This is a genomic window from Flavobacterium alvei, assembly GCF_002920895.1.
Classification (GTDB): Bacteria; Bacteroidota; Bacteroidia; order Flavobacteriales; family Flavobacteriaceae; genus Flavobacterium; species Flavobacterium alvei.
Genome location: NZ_PQVG01000002.1, coordinates 250,165 through 265,044 on the forward strand (window position 1 = coordinate 250,165; position 14,880 = coordinate 265,044).

A 14,880-nucleotide genomic window follows, 5' to 3' on the forward strand; every position below is an offset into this window, starting at 1 on the left:
TTAAATGTTTTTTATTGTACTGTTTTAATGATTATTTCTGTTGATTTTAATCCATTGGCTGTAGCCGAAAGTTTCACTTCTCCTACTTCGCCAGTAGTTTGAATAATGACTTGAGCCAAACCATTGAATAATTTTCGTTTGTAATTATCCGCTTTGGTAATCAATTGAATCGTTCCCGGATTTTGATTAACCACATCCCAACTGTTTACTTTCAATAATGGTGTGGCAACAATTGCAAGGGTGTTTTTGCCTGAATGCAACATCGTTTTATCTAATAGAAATGTGTCGCCATGCTTGTTTTCGGGAATGGCATCTGCTATTTTTTTGCCATTAATAAAAATAGATTGCTGTTTTCCAAGACTATTATAAAAGAAATTAATTGTTGATTCGGTGTAATTTGCAGGCAATTCGAACTCGGTTCTATAAACGATGTTTTTTACTTTTTCGCCAAAAGCTGCATTTCTATCATCTGTAAAGGCTTTTTGCCAAGAATCGGTTGCTACATTTTCCTTGGTTTCGTCTGAAACATTAAAATCGGCAACCATTTTTTCTTTCAAATTTTCGATATTCAAAACAGTTATAGTTTCCAAATATTTATCAGCTTCCAGCGAGGTTGGATTTCCGTTGCCAACGCCAATAATTTTGGCTGGACCAGAAATAGTAAAACTAACTTCGTTATCGGCAATTGGAACTTGAAGTCCCGCTTTATCTTTGGTACTAACCGTAATCATTGCAATATCATTTTTCCATGCTTCCAAACTATTTTTATTGGATTCTAAATTCAGAATTGCAGCTGTTCCAGTAGTTTTTACGATCTCGCTAATGCTCTTTTTGCCGTTTTTATATCCAATAGCTTCTAGTGTTCCGGGCGTATAATTGACATTCCATTCGAGATGGCTGTCTTTTTGCATTGTTTTTTTGCCCAAACTCTTTCTGTTTAAAAACAATTCCACTTCGTCACAATTGCTGTAGGCCCAAACTTCGATACTTTGATTTTCTTTGCCAGTCCAATTCCAATGCGGTAAAAGGTGTAAAACGGGTTCGTTTTGCCACCACGATTTCAAATACCAAGCGGTGTCTTTGTAAAACCCACATTGATCGACCATTCCAAAATAAGAACCCACCGACGGAAAGTCGAATGGCGTTGGTTCACCCCGATAATCAAACCCTGTCCAAACGAACATTCCTGCTAAATATGGACGGGAATTGTAATGTCTCCAACCGTTTTCTATGCTAATAAAACTAGCACTTGGCGCTTTGTCATAAGCTGGCATAATGCGTTTTTGGTTGTCTCGATAATATTCGCCACGAGTGGCATTGGTACTTCCTTCTTCTGTCCCCCAAAGACATTGATTCGGAAATAATTGATGTTGCTTGTCGGTGCTTTTATTCACAATATAATTAATACCCAACAAATCCATTACCGTTGTGATTCCGTTACTCCCAATTCCGCCGCTAAAAGCGGCTGTTGCAGGTCTTGAAGCATCAATAGATTTCACATACGATTGCATCGAACTGGCAATTCTGGCTCCCACAATGTCATTTTCAATTCCCCATTCTTCGTTTCCAACACTCCAACTAATGATGGATGGGTGATTTCTATCGCGTTCGATCAATTTTTTCACATCATTAAGTTGGTTTTGAGTACTTCCCATCAACCTATTTTCGTCAATAACTAGCATTCCCAAACGGTCGCAAGCTTCTAATAATTCGGGAGTTGGCGGATTGTGCGAACAACGGTAGGCATTGCTACCAAACGATTTTAAGGTTTTGATTCTAAAATCTTGCAAAGCATCGGGCATCGCTGCTCCTACTCCTGCGTGATCCTGATGATTGTTTGTCCCTTTTATTTTAACGTGCTTTTCGTTCAGAAAAAAGCCTTCGTTGGCATCAAACCTAATGGTTCGAATTCCGAAAGTAGTTTCAAAAGTGTCAACCAATTTTTCATCTTCAAAAATCGAGGTTGTCATTTGGTACAAATATGGATTTTCGATTGACCAAAGTGTGGCGTTTTCAACCGTCAAATCGCAGGTAAAGTCTTTGTTTTCTCTTGGATTTAAAGAACAGGAATTGATTGTTTTTTCAGAGACATTTTTACCCGTTGCATCCGTAATTGTTTGAATAATTTGGAATGATTTTGAAGCTTTTCCATCATTTGCAACCGTAACCAAAGCATTTACCGTAGTTGTATTGTCTTTTGTTTTGGTTTTTACAAAAGTGCCGTTTTGAGGAATATGAAGTTCATTGCTTTTATTGAGCCAAACGTGGCGATAGATTCCGGCACCTTCATAAAACCAGCCTTCTTCCATCGTGGCATCCACTCGAACGGCGATTGTATTTTCGCCACCATAATTGATATAATCAGTAATATCGTATTCGAAGCCCAAATAACCGCTATCTTGATTGCCCAAATAATGACCGTTTATCCAAACAATTGAATTACGAAAAACACCATCAAAAGCAAGATGAATTCGGCGTCCCAAATCGCTTTGTGGAATGGTAATTTTCTTGCGATACCAACCAATACTTTTGTCTGGAAAATTGCGTCCAATGGCTTTGAAACCGTGACTAAAACTGGCGTCTTTGCTAAAACCTTGTTCGACTGCCCAATCGTGTGGCAGGTCTAATTTTCGCCACGAGCGATCATCAAAATTGGCATTGGCAGCGCCATCACCAAAACCTGCTTTGGCCAAATACGAGAAATAAGCAATTCCGGTATTAAAATCTTTCTTTGTATCGGAGGGATGACCAAAAGCAAATCTCCAATCTTTGTCGAGGGAAACATGTTCTCTATTTTGCTCCTTTGAACCTGATTGCGAAAAAGCAGAAAGGCAAAAACTAAAGAAAATAAGTAGTAGAAATGGTGCTTTAAGAGTATTTTTCATTTACAAATAATTAATTGATGCAACATACAATAATACAGAATTAGGACAGAAAACAATGATACTTTATTGTCAAAATTCAATCTAAACTTTACATAAAGTTGTTTTTGGGTATTTATAAAACTTGGATAAAATTATTTATATATTGCACTACAACAAAAGCTACTTTGTAGCATTTGCAAAATACCTCCAATTGAAACCGTAAATTTGTTTTTACTAATTCAAAAACTAATAACTAAAACAGAATCTTAATTGAACGGCAAAATAAAATATGAGTTTTCAGAAAAATCTTGGCAACATTCTTCGCCAAGCGGTTGGTATTTTGTTGCTCTTCCAAAAGAAATGTCAAAAGAAATAAGAAGTATTTTAAAATTTCAAGAAGAAGGTTGGGGACGTTTAAAAGCGGTAGCAAAAATTGGCAAAAGTGAATGGAAAACAGCCATTTGGTTTGATACAAAAATTAACACATACTTATTGCCATTAAAAGCTGAAATAAGAAAAAAAGAAAATATTTCAGCGGAAAAAGAAATAGATGTTACTATTTGGCTTTAACCTATTATTGGATAAAACTAAATTTTCAATATAAAAACTAAATTTACTATATTCACATCCTAATCAACAATAAACCACACCAATACAATGTTTAGAAGTTGTGATTTGAGGTGTAATAAAGAAAAATAGTAAATGAAAAAATCAGTTTCGCTAATTATAATGCTCCTCACATTCTACATTTCGAGCGCTCAGATAAAAACAGTTTTTTGGCGTGTGGACAATCTTACTCAAATTGGCGGCAAATCTGTTACTGTAAGCGGAAGTCCCAAGGTCATTCAAACAGAATTGGGTACTGCGGTTGAATTTGACGGAATCAAAGATGGCCTTCTTGTAAATGATAATCCGATGAACGGAGCCACTGAATTTACTATTGAAATGATTCTAAAACCGTATTCAGGTGGAGCAGTTGAACAACGCTATCTCCATTTTCAACAAGACGACAATAATAGAATATTGGCAGAGTTGCGTAACAATAATAATTTGAATTGGAGTCTGGATACTTTTATTAAATCTGGGACTTCAAACCAAACTTTATTGGATTATTCCTTAGTTCACAGCATGAATAATTGGGTTCATATAGCTTTGACTTATAAAAATGGCGTAATGACAAGTTTTGTAAATGGCATACAAGAATTGGTAGGTGTGGTTAGTTATCAAGTAGTAAATTCTGGGCAAACTTCATTGGGCGTTCGAATGAATCAAGTGGCTTGGTTCAAAGGAGCGATACATTCTGTAAAAGTTACTCACGAAGTGCTTAATCCCTCCAATTTTATGAAAACAACGGATTTTCTGGGACTCCAAAACCTAGAAAAAAACCAGTTGACAAGTCAAATTTCAACCAATCCCATGGTTACTTCTACCTTTTTGAAATACCAATTAGAAGAATCATCCAACGTTTCCATTAAACTCTTTACCATCCAAGGAAAAGAAGCGATTTCTCTTTTTGATGGTTATAAAAATGCAGGACATTATGAATTAGAAATTAATCGTGATTATTTGAAAGCAGGAATGTATTTAGTAGTAATTCATTCTGGGAACAAAAAATCTGTTCACAAACTCATTATTAATCCTTAATTGTAAAGTTAGAATCCTAAAAGACTTTGAAAATTACAAAACCGCAAATTCGCAAATTATAAACTCAATAGTAATTTATAATTTGCGAATTTGTGGATACTCTTTTTAATGAAATTTGTTAGGAAACAACTTCCTCTTCTTCATCTACAAATTCCATGTGGTCTTCTATTTCGGTAGCTTTTTCAGGTTTCGAAGCTTTGAGTGCGTTGAATTTTTCTAGTTGTTCTAATTCGTCTTCATCACCACTAAAATAAGGAAAAACGTCCACAATTGGCGATTCAGAAATGGCTGGAATAGTATAGTCTCCCATTGTTCCTTTCATTACTTCGATGGTGTTGTCGTAAGCTTCTTTGACATCGTTGGCTTGTACTAAAACATACATATTGGTTTTCCGTTCTTTGCCACTTTCTTCGTCATAGGCCATTAATGAAACTTTGGATTTAAACCAACGATCGGCATTTTCGAAAGGATGAATTTCGGCATAATTGGCCACTTTTATATTCGTGATTTTAAATTCTTCACTAATATAAGCTTTCATTTCTTCGTTGATTCTGGATTCGGCTTCGGTATAGGATAAAGCATCAACCAAATAGGGTTCGGTTGTGACTTTTTGGGTTCCAATTTCGTCAACTTTTCTATATTTTACTTTGCATTCATACCACATTGCGCTCATAATTTATTTTTTTTTAAGGACGCCAAAGATAGCAGAAAGATTTTTTAATTTAGAGTTCGGATTTTAGATATAAAAGTTTATGGAATTGGGGCATTAAATTAAAAAACAGAAAACTGACAATCTTATATTAATTCCTATGAAATCTAAAATCTAAAATCCAAAATCTAAAATTCCTTTCCTTATCTTTGCACTTTCAAAAAATAAATATGGAAACTGTTTTAGAGAATACATTACCCGTAGGAAAGCCAAAATGGTTGAGAGTAAAACTCCCAATCGGTCAAAAATATACAGAACTTCGTGGATTAGTTGAGAATTACAAACTCAACACCATTTGTACCTCAGGAAGTTGCCCGAATATGGGCGAATGTTGGGGCGAAGGAACGGCCACTTTTATGATTTTAGGAAATATTTGTACCCGTTCTTGTGGATTTTGTGGCGTAAAAACCGGAAGACCAGAAACCGTAGATTGGGATGAACCTGAAAAAGTAGCGCGTTCTATAAAAATAATGAACATCAAACATGCCGTGATTACAAGCGTAGATAGAGACGATTTGAAAGATGGCGGTTCTATTATTTGGATAGAAACCGTAAAAGCTATTCGCAGGATGAACCCCAACACCACTCTTGAAACTTTAATTCCTGATTTTCAAGGCATCGAAAGAAATATTGATAGAATTGTTGAAGCCAATCCAGAAGTAGTTTCGCATAATATGGAAACTGTTAGAAGATTGACTCGCGAGGTACGCATTCAAGCCAAATACGACCGAAGCTTGGAAGTATTGAAATACTTGAAAGAAAAAGGAATTCGCAGAACCAAATCAGGAATCATGTTAGGTCTTGGCGAAACCGAAGAAGAAGTTTTTGAAACCATGCGCGAATTATATGCAGCCAAAGTTGACATTGTAACCATTGGCCAATACTTACAACCCAGCAAAAAACATTTGCCCGTAAAAGAATTCATAACTCCAGAACAATTTGCTAAATACGAAGCTTTCGGATTAGAATTAGGATTCCGTCACGTAGAAAGTGGCCCATTGGTGCGTTCTTCGTATAAAGCTCAGAAACATATATTATAAAAAAGTTAACTGATTAATCGTTTCAACGGTTAAACGATTAACCAGTTAAAACAATTAAGCTAAAAAAATTGAAAACAAGAATTGCTATAAATGGTTTTGGAAGAATTGGGCGAAATTTATTTCGCTTGCTTTTGAACCATCCTACCCTAGAAGTTGTTGCCATTAATGACATTGCCGACAAAAAAACAATGGCGCATTTAATCAAATATGACAGCATTCACGGGGTTTTGCCATCGATTGTTTCTTCTGATGAAAAAGGAATTATCGTGGGAGGAAAACATTATCTTTTTTTCCACGAGAAAAGCATTTCTAAGCTCGATTGGAAATCTGCCAACATTGATGTTGTTGTAGAATCGACTGGAAAATATAAAACTTTCGACGAAATTAACGCTCATATTTTGGCTGGAGCCCAAAAAGTTATTCTTTCTGCCCCTTCAGAGGTCGATACTATTAAAACAGTGGTTTTGGGTGTCAACGAACATATTTTGGACGGAACTGAAACAATCATTTCAAATGCTAGCTGTACGACCAACAACGCCGCTCCAATGATGAAAATCATCAACGAACTTTGCGGAATAGAACAAGCTTACATTACCACCATTCATTCTTATACAACTGACCAAAGTTTGCATGATCAACCGCACAAAGATTTACGTCGAGCTCGTGGTGCAAGTCAATCTATTGTTCCAACAACTACTGGTGCTGCCAAGGCTTTGACAAAAATTTTTCCAGAATTTGAAGGTAAAATTGGGGGTTGCGGTATTCGTGTTCCCGTTCCAGATGGCTCGTTGACTGATATTACATTCAACGTAAAACGTGCCGTAAGCATCGAGGAAATCAATGCCGCTTTCAAACTTGCTTCTGAAACGAATTTGAAAGGTATTTTGGCTTATACCGAAGACCCTATTGTTTCGGTGGATATTATTGGCAACAGAAATTCTTGCTTGTTTGATGCTCAATTAACATCGGTTATTGATAAAATGGTGAAAGTAGTGGGTTGGTATGACAACGAAATTGGATATTCTTCCAGAATTATTGATTTAATTATTTTAACTACTTAAAAAATAATTCAATACCTTTACCCACTTCATAAGGAAATCTCAAATGTCGGATGAAATCAATTCTATTTTTTTTCTTATTCGTTAGTATCTTTTCATTTTCTCAAAAGAAAAAACCGGTTGAAAAGATCGATAGCATTGCCTATTACAACAATTTGCGTGATGTAAATGTAAAAGCAAATAAATATAAGGATGCACTTCATTACACCCAAAAAGCAATTCAGTATTCTAAAATTAACCACAACACTGATGCCTTAATAAATGAGAATTTCAGCTTAGGAAAATTGTATTATGATGTCAAAAAATATGATGATGCGTTAAAATATTTCAACAATTGTCTTTCATTATCTAAAACAATTACCCCAAATTCTTTGCAAGCAACATCCTATTATTACTTAGGAATGTGCTTTATGCAAAAAAGAAGTTATACCAATGCCAAATATAATTTTGACCAAGCCGAATCACTATACAATACCCTAGAAATTATTGATCATGCTGATTTAATTAACCTTCAGCGAGGTATCATTTACAAATCAGATAAGAAATATGATTTGGCTTCTACACTTTTTAATCAAATAATGGTCAAACCTGATAGTCCATCTATTTTAGATAGCAAATCTGAGGCTCTTTATCAAATTGGAACTATAGAAATGGCTCAAAATAGAAATAATTTGGCATTGACTTATTTCAATAAAGCTTTGGCATTAAATTCTAAAAGCAAAAATCTAGAACAAAAATCAGCTATTTTACTTGCCTTAAGTACGGTTTATGAAAAAATGCTGGATCGAAATAGTGCTTACTCTTATTTGAAACAGCACACCAATTTAAAAGAAAGTATATCAATTATAGACAATGAAAAACTTGGAGTGGATGATTATGAAAACTTCAAGGAATCGGAACGTTTAAAAGAAATAAAACAAATAAATGAAGAAGCCAAACAGCAAGAAAAGGCATCTAAGTTTTCCAAACTGATTAGTATTCTTGCTATTGCATTAATATCGATTTTGTCATTATTGAGTTTGTCATTATACAAAAACAATATCATTAGAACTCAATCTAATAAATTATTAGAAGAGAAAAATAAAGAACTCATTATTGCTAAAGAAAAAGTAGAAAAAGCATCCAATGCCAGATCTGAATTCTTATCTACTGTAAGTCACGAACTTAGAACACCTTTGAATGCCATTAACGGTATTACTCACCTTTTATTAGAAGAGAATCCTAAGAAATCTCAAATGCAATATTTAGAATCTTTGCAGTATTCAGGGAATTATCTAACTAAATTTATCAATGATATTTTAGAAATCAACAAAATTGACTCGAGTAAAATACAAATCGAGCATATCAATTTTAACCTTAAACAATTAGTTGAAAATATACAAAGCTCATTGAAAGAGTTAGCTGTCGAAAACGACAATAGCTTTAATTTCAATATCGATTGTGAAATCCCCAATTATTTAATTGGTGACCCCACAAAATTATCTCAGATTTTAATGAATTTGATTAATAATGCCTTAAAATTTACTCATGATGGAGAGGTAACTGTGACCACAAAATTAGTTTCTGTTCGGGATAAAAAAGCATTTGTTTACTTTGAAGTGAAAGACAATGGTATTGGAATTCCTGAAGATAAATTCGAAAGTGTGTTCGACAGTTTTTCGCAAGGATCAATAGATATTAACCGAAAATACGGAGGAACAGGTCTGGGACTAACTATTGTAAGGAAACTAGTTCGATTATTAGGTGGAAAAATAAATCTTGAAAGTAAAGTAAATGAAGGCTCCACATTTAGTTTCGAATTACCATTCAAAATTTCTAAAAGGGTTCAAGATACTGACAAAAAAGAAACTACAATTGACACTATAGCCTTTGTAAACAAAAAAATATTGGTAGTCGAAGACAATAAAATTAATCAAATGATTACCAAAAAAATGCTGAACAACAAAGGCATTGAATGTGAGATAATTGACAATGGAGAAGAAGCGATAGAAGCCTGCAAAACAAACCAATATGATTTAATTTTAATGGACGTTCATCTTCCTGGAATAAATGGAACAATTGCCACCCAAGAAATAAGAAAATTTGACACCAAAACTCCTGTAATAGCACTCACAGCAATTTCGTTGAATGAAAACAGAGAAATGCTTTTGTCCTACGGAATGAATGATGTCATTACAAAACCCTTTGTACCTGAAGATTTCTATATTGCTATTGCAAAATATATTTAAGCTTCTAATAATTTAAAATCAATTCTTTAATCAAACTTCTCACGTTAGGTTCGGCTTTTTTAGCCGCTTCAAGAACCTCATCGTGCGAAACAGTTTCTATATTTTCCTCATTGCCCATATCAGTAATTACAGATAGTCCAAAACACTCCATATCCATATGACGAGCGACAATTATCTCAGGAACAGTGGACATTCCCACACAATCTGCTCCAAGAATTTTGACCATTTTATATTCGGCAAGCGTTTCAAATGTTGGCCCTTGAAGTCCAAGATAGATTCCATCGTGAACTGTAATATTAAGATTTTTAGCTAATGCTTTAGCCACAGCAATCATATTAATAGAAAAAGGTTCACTCATATTTAAAAAACGAGGGCCAAATCGTTCGTCATTTTTACCACGCAAAGGATGTTCCGGCATCATATTGATTTGATCTTTTAAAATTACAATAGACCCCACTTCGTAATTAGGATTTACACCTCCCGAAGCATTAGAAACAATTAATTTTTCGACTCCTAAATATTTCATTACACGAACCGGAAAAGTAACTTCTTTCATCGAATAGCCTTCATAAAAATGAAAACGACCTTGCATAGCAACCACTTTTTTGTTGCCAATAGTTCCAAAAACCAAAGCTCCTTTGTGTCCATGAACTGTCGAAACTGGAAAATTTGGAATTTCGCCATAAGGCAAAGTAAATTCTATTGCAATATCATCTGTAAAACTCCCCAATCCTGAACCCAAAATCACACCATATTCTGGATTGAAATTGGTTTTTTCTTTTATAAAACTAACCGTTTCTTGTACTTGTTCCCACATAATTTAGATTCTTTAATTTCAAAACTTAATCAGTCAAATGTAAAAATAAATTGGCATTAAAATCGAAATAAATCAAATAAAAAAGGTTTTAAAACTGCACTATTTTTCAACTCAAAAAGCTTATAAATAATACACTTTTGAATGTTATTCTTGTTTTTGTTTCAAGTAATCCGAAGGAGCAATTTTGTAGTATTCTTTGAAACAAGTACTAAAATACCCCGCATCATTAAACCCAACTTTATAAGCAATACCAGCAATATCGGTTTCGCCTGCATCTAGAAATTGTTTGGCTCTTTTGATGCGCATTTCTCTAACAAATTCTACAGGAGTCATATTGGTCAAACTTTTAAATTTTCTGTTGAATGTGACTCTGGAAATACTCAAGCTGTTGGAGATTACATCAATGTTGAATTTTGGATTGGTCAAATTGTTTTCTACAATCGCAATGCTATCTTTTAGAAATTGTTCGTCCTTGGTTGTAATGATTATTTCACTTGGTTCTAAAGCCATTGTTTTGACATTCGCTTGCAAGTTTTCAAAAATTTTCTTCCTCTGCTTAATTAAATTTTCGATAGAAGCCAATAAAAAATCGGTGTCGAAAGGCTTGGTAATATAATAATCAGCTCCATAATTCAAGCCTTCAATTTTGCTTTCGACAGATGATTTTGCCGTTAATAAAACCACTGGAATATGGCTAGTTTCCTCTGAATTTTTAAGCGCATCCAACAACTCAATGCCATCCATTTCGGGCATCATAATATCACTCAAAATCAAATCGGGCAGTTTTTTTGTGGCTATTTCTAAACCTACTTTTCCGTTTTCGGCTTCTATTATTCGATAAAAACATTGCAACTGACTTTTCAAAAATTTTCTCAATTCATTGTTGTCTTCTACAATTAAAACCAATGGAAGATTAGTGTCGTTTTCGACTGCTACATTTTCATTGTTTTGAGCAATAACAAGAGGTTGTTTTTGATTTTTTTGAGCTACCGACGCTATAGTATTCGAATGACTTTGAAGCAATTCATTGTTTAAATCGATTGTTATAGCAACGGTGAGACCGCCATCTGTATTATTTACAGCATAAATAGATCCTTGATGCAACTGAACATATTCTTTGCAAAGTGCCAATCCAATTCCGGTTCCTACATTCTTATTTTTACCCGTGTTGGTTTCATAATAAAGTTTGAAAATGTCTTCCAATTTATTTTCATCCACACCCGTTCCTTGATCGGCAACATATATTTTTAAAAAATTGTCTTTTTCTAAAGCAAGTTCTACTGTAATGACGCTATCATTTGGAGAGAATTTAAGGGCATTAGACAACAAATTATAGATTACAATATCCATTTTTTCCTTGTCGAGATTGGCATTTATGCTTCCAAAATTAGATTTTGTTTGAATTTTAATATTTTTTTCGTGTGCAATATGTACAAACAAAGTTATGGTTTCATTGATAAAAGTAACCATTTCAATAGGTGCGATATGAAGCTCTTCGTTGCCACTTTGTACTTTTCTAAAATCGAGTAATTGATTAACAAAACGAACTAATCTATCGGCATTTTTTCGGACGGTTTCGATGTATTCGTTTCCTAAAGGACTTAGATTTTCGTTTTTAGCGATTTCTTCAATTGGATTCACAATTAGCGTAAGCGGTGTTCTTAATTCGTGTGAAATATTGGTAAAAAAACTCAATTTCAACTCGGTCATTTGATGTTCTACCACTACTTTATTTCGCAATTGAATCATCGAATACACAATTCTTCTGGACATTTCTAGCAATGCAAAAAAGATAATGGCGTATAAAAAATAAGCCCAATTGGTTTTCCAAAACGGAGGAGTAATGGTAAAAGACAGCTTTTTTTGAGGGACATTAGTGTATAAATCGGTATTCAAACATTTTACTTCAAACTCATAATCGCCAGGATCTAAATTGGTGAATGTTGCTTTTTTCTGGTTTTTCACCTGATGCCAAGTATCTTCTAATCCCTTTAAACGGTAGGCATAAAGTTGTTTATTATTCGATCTATAATCTAAAACGGTGTAATAAATACTGATGGTATTGTGTTGGTAATCCAATTCAATATTGTTGTCATAATTGATATCTTGTTTTAAAGGAAATTCAGCCGACTTTACATTCGAAATTTTATTATTGACTTCAAAATTGGTAAAAACCATTTGAGTTGTACTTTTTTGATTTTTAATGGTTTGAGGGTTGAAATTTAAATACCCAATTTTACAACCAAAAATCAAATTGCCATTTTGTAATTTTAAACTAGATGCCTCAGAAAATCTGGTTTTAAGCAAACCGTCATAAGTATCGTAATTTCTAAAAGTTTGATGTTTTATATTAAATTTTGAAATACCGTTTTCAGTGGCCAACCATAAATTCTTCTCGTCATCTTCTACCATACTCAAGATAAAATCGCTAGGCAAGCCATTTTCTTTAGTAAAGTTTTTAAATTTTAATTGGTTGTTTTGGGTTTCCATTGCCAAATTAAGGCCGCCACCCGCTGTAGAAAGCCAGATTTTGTCTTCGGAATCTTTGCATATAAACAATACATCGTTACTGTTCAAGCTCGATTTGTCGGTAGCACTTTTTACATATCTTGAAAATTTTATTTGATTGGGATTGTACGAATCTGGATTAAAAGTTACTAATCCGTTTGTAGTGGCTACCCAAATTTGACCTTTATACCCTTCAGACAAATACCTAACTTTGCTTGATTCCTCGAAAGGATAATTTTTGAAATGGTGCGTAAAACTAATTTTACCTTGATTTTCTTCTACTAAATTAATTCCATTGTCATAAGTTCCTATCCAAATTCTTCCTTTTTTATCTTCTAAAACGGAATAGATCAAATCGCTACTGATGCTTTTTGGGTTGTTTTTATCCGCTTTGAATTGTTGCAAACTGTATTGAGAATGTTGCACATTGACAGGAGTTGCTTTGTACAAACCATTCCCTTTTGTGCCTAACCAAATAGCGCCTTTTGCATCTTCGATAATGGTGTATATTAAACCAATATTTTCAACTTTAAAATTGATAAACAGGTTTTTTAATTCCTGATTATTTTGAAAAACTTTTAATTCACCTGCTTTTGATGCCATCCACAATCTATCGGAGCGATCGCTATAAACGGCTCTAATTTCATTTTCCAATCGGCTTTTGGGATCAGGGACTAAAAGTTGTTGTTGAAAACTATTCTTTTGAAGAATAATTTTATTGATTCCTCCGTCATTAGTACTCATCCAAAGAATCCCTGACGGGTCAAAATAGTGGCTGGAAACCGTATTTGAAAATTTTTGATTTTCATCTCCAGGTTTGTTAAAGAAGTAATCAAATGCATTGGTTTTAGGGTTGTAATGACCAAAACCACCTCCTTTTAATTTTACCCAAACTCTATTGAAATTGTCTTCAAAAATGCCGTAACTATTTTTGAGTTGCACTATGGATACATCGGTTTTTTGAGAAAAAGATTGACTTTTTTTTGTTTTTAAATCAATCATTAAAACACCATTTTTATTAGGCTCACCCCATATCAAACCGCTTTTATCTTGATACAATTTGAAAATGGCAGCGTCAGCAACTTTAAGAATCGAAGTCGTTTTTAAGGTTTTCAGATTAAAAGTTATCAGTTCTCCTTCAGCAGTGGACAACAACAAGGCGTTTTCATTTCTTAATTTGATTATCGAATTAATACTTGTTTTGGCTAATATTATTTTTGAATATTTTTTATGAGTTGGATTGTACCTAATTAATTCGCCTGCATTAGTACCAAACCAAAATAGATTACTATCTATTAAAAAAGAGTTTAGATTGCTATTTTTAAGAATGCTTACACTTTTATACTCCTTATTTTTAGATAAAAAAACACAATCTAATCCTTTGTCAGAACCTACCCAAAACCTATTGTTGCTATCTAGAAATACAAAATTTGATTTATTAGAGGTCATTGAAAAATTGGCTTTTAAACCTTGTCCGAAATGAGTAATTATAATTTGACTATTGTCTTTTTTTTGAGCTAGATATATTCCTTTTTCAGTTGTTGTTAGCCAAACATTCCCATTAGAATCTGGAAAAATAGCTCTAAATTCAATTTTATTAGTCCCCAAAAGTGTAGCTATCGAAAGAAATTTTTCTGTTTTTTTATCGAATCTATAAATTTGATTATCATAGGCTTTTAGCCAAATAAATCCATAGGCATCTTCTTTAATTTCATCAATACGATTATTTCCTAAACTACTATTATCGCCAGCAATTGCTTTGTAAGTAATGAAGTTTTTACCATCAAATCGATTAATACCATCCCAGGTGGCGAACCACATAAAACCATCTTTCCCCTTGATTATATCTCGAATAACATCGTGCGAAAGCCCATCCTCGGTAGAATAATTTTCGATTTTGCATTTTATTTGAGCTAAAACTTCATTAGTTGAAGTAAGAACTAAAAGTGCCAATAAAAATATAAGGAATAGTTTTTTTTTCATTTAGAAATTCTGTTTTTATTATAAATATA

At 33.6% G+C, this 14,880-nt stretch carries 9 protein-coding genes; 5 read left to right on the forward strand and 4 right to left on the reverse strand.

Translation table 11 applies throughout. The annotated features are described in order from the left end of the window. Positions 1–11: 11 nt before the first annotated feature. Positions 12–2,885: a beta-galactosidase GalA gene (gene galA, locus C3L50_RS04135; RefSeq protein ID WP_103804881.1), complete on the reverse strand. Its 2,874-nt coding sequence runs from the start codon at positions 2,883–2,885 to the stop codon at positions 12–14. A gap of 249 nt (positions 2,886–3,134) precedes the next feature. Here galA and C3L50_RS04140 point away from each other — a divergent pair, with 249 nt between their 5' ends. Continuing rightward, positions 3,135–3,434, forward strand: coding sequence for a DUF1905 domain-containing protein (locus tag C3L50_RS04140; protein ID WP_207764303.1), 300 nt, complete (start codon positions 3,135–3,137; stop codon positions 3,432–3,434). 132 nt (positions 3,435–3,566) lie between these two features. Continuing rightward, positions 3,567–4,508, forward strand: a complete 942-nt coding sequence (locus C3L50_RS04145) for a LamG domain-containing protein (RefSeq protein WP_103804882.1) — start codon at positions 3,567–3,569, stop codon at positions 4,506–4,508. Between the two features lie 118 nt (positions 4,509–4,626). Here the strand turns inward: C3L50_RS04145 and C3L50_RS04150 are convergent, their stop codons facing one another. Further along, positions 4,627–5,181: a DUF4494 domain-containing protein gene (locus C3L50_RS04150; protein WP_103804883.1), complete on the reverse strand. Its 555-nt coding sequence runs from the start codon at positions 5,179–5,181 to the stop codon at positions 4,627–4,629. A 206-nt stretch (positions 5,182–5,387) separates the two neighbouring features. On the opposite strand from C3L50_RS04150, the gene lipA reads away from it, so the two are divergent. The 3 genes from lipA (at position 5,388) to C3L50_RS04165 (ending at position 9,543) form a co-directional block, all read left to right on the forward strand. Then, positions 5,388–6,257 carry a lipoyl synthase gene (gene lipA, locus C3L50_RS04155; protein WP_103804884.1) on the forward strand — a complete coding sequence of 290 codons (870 nt, stop codon included), beginning with the start codon at positions 5,388–5,390 and terminating at the stop codon, positions 6,255–6,257. Between the two features lie 68 nt (positions 6,258–6,325). After that, positions 6,326–7,318: a type I glyceraldehyde-3-phosphate dehydrogenase gene (gap, locus tag C3L50_RS04160; RefSeq protein WP_103804885.1), complete on the forward strand. Its 993-nt coding sequence runs from the start codon at positions 6,326–6,328 to the stop codon at positions 7,316–7,318. A gap of 50 nt (positions 7,319–7,368) precedes the next feature. Beyond that, entirely contained in the window at positions 7,369–9,543 is a 2,175-nt protein-coding gene (locus C3L50_RS04165; RefSeq protein WP_103804886.1) for a tetratricopeptide repeat-containing hybrid sensor histidine kinase/response regulator, read from the forward strand. 4 nt (positions 9,544–9,547) lie between these two features. Here the strand turns inward: C3L50_RS04165 and C3L50_RS04170 are convergent, their stop codons facing one another. Both C3L50_RS04170 and C3L50_RS04175 read right to left on the reverse strand, forming a co-directional pair. Further along, the gene (locus C3L50_RS04170) at positions 9,548–10,360 is read right to left on the reverse strand and encodes a purine-nucleoside phosphorylase (protein ID WP_103804887.1); all 813 of its coding nucleotides are present in this window, start codon (positions 10,358–10,360) and stop codon (positions 9,548–9,550) included. A gap of 144 nt (positions 10,361–10,504) precedes the next feature. Next, complete coding sequence (locus C3L50_RS04175) at positions 10,505–14,851, reverse strand: two-component regulator propeller domain-containing protein (protein ID WP_103804888.1); 4,347 nt, start codon at positions 14,849–14,851, stop codon at positions 10,505–10,507. Positions 14,852–14,880: the final 29 nt, after the last annotated feature.

Excerpts from the sequence above, each read along its gene's own strand:
- galA (WP_103804881.1), bottom strand. The coding sequence starts at position 2,885 with ATGAAAAATACTCTTAAAGCACCATTTCTACTACTTATTTTCTTTAGT.
- C3L50_RS04145 (WP_103804882.1), top strand. The coding sequence starts at position 3,567 with ATGAAAAAATCAGTTTCGCTAATTATAATGCTCCTCACATTCTACATT.
- C3L50_RS04150 (WP_103804883.1), bottom strand. The coding sequence starts at position 5,181 with ATGAGCGCAATGTGGTATGAATGCAAAGTAAAATATAGAAAAGTTGAC.
- lipA (WP_103804884.1), top strand. The coding sequence starts at position 5,388 with ATGGAAACTGTTTTAGAGAATACATTACCCGTAGGAAAGCCAAAATGG.
- C3L50_RS04165 (WP_103804886.1), top strand. The coding sequence starts at position 7,369 with ATGAAATCAATTCTATTTTTTTTCTTATTCGTTAGTATCTTTTCATTT.
- C3L50_RS04170 (WP_103804887.1), bottom strand. The coding sequence starts at position 10,360 with ATGTGGGAACAAGTACAAGAAACGGTTAGTTTTATAAAAGAAAAAACC.
- C3L50_RS04175 (WP_103804888.1), bottom strand. The coding sequence starts at position 14,851 with ATGAAAAAAAAACTATTCCTTATATTTTTATTGGCACTTTTAGTTCTT.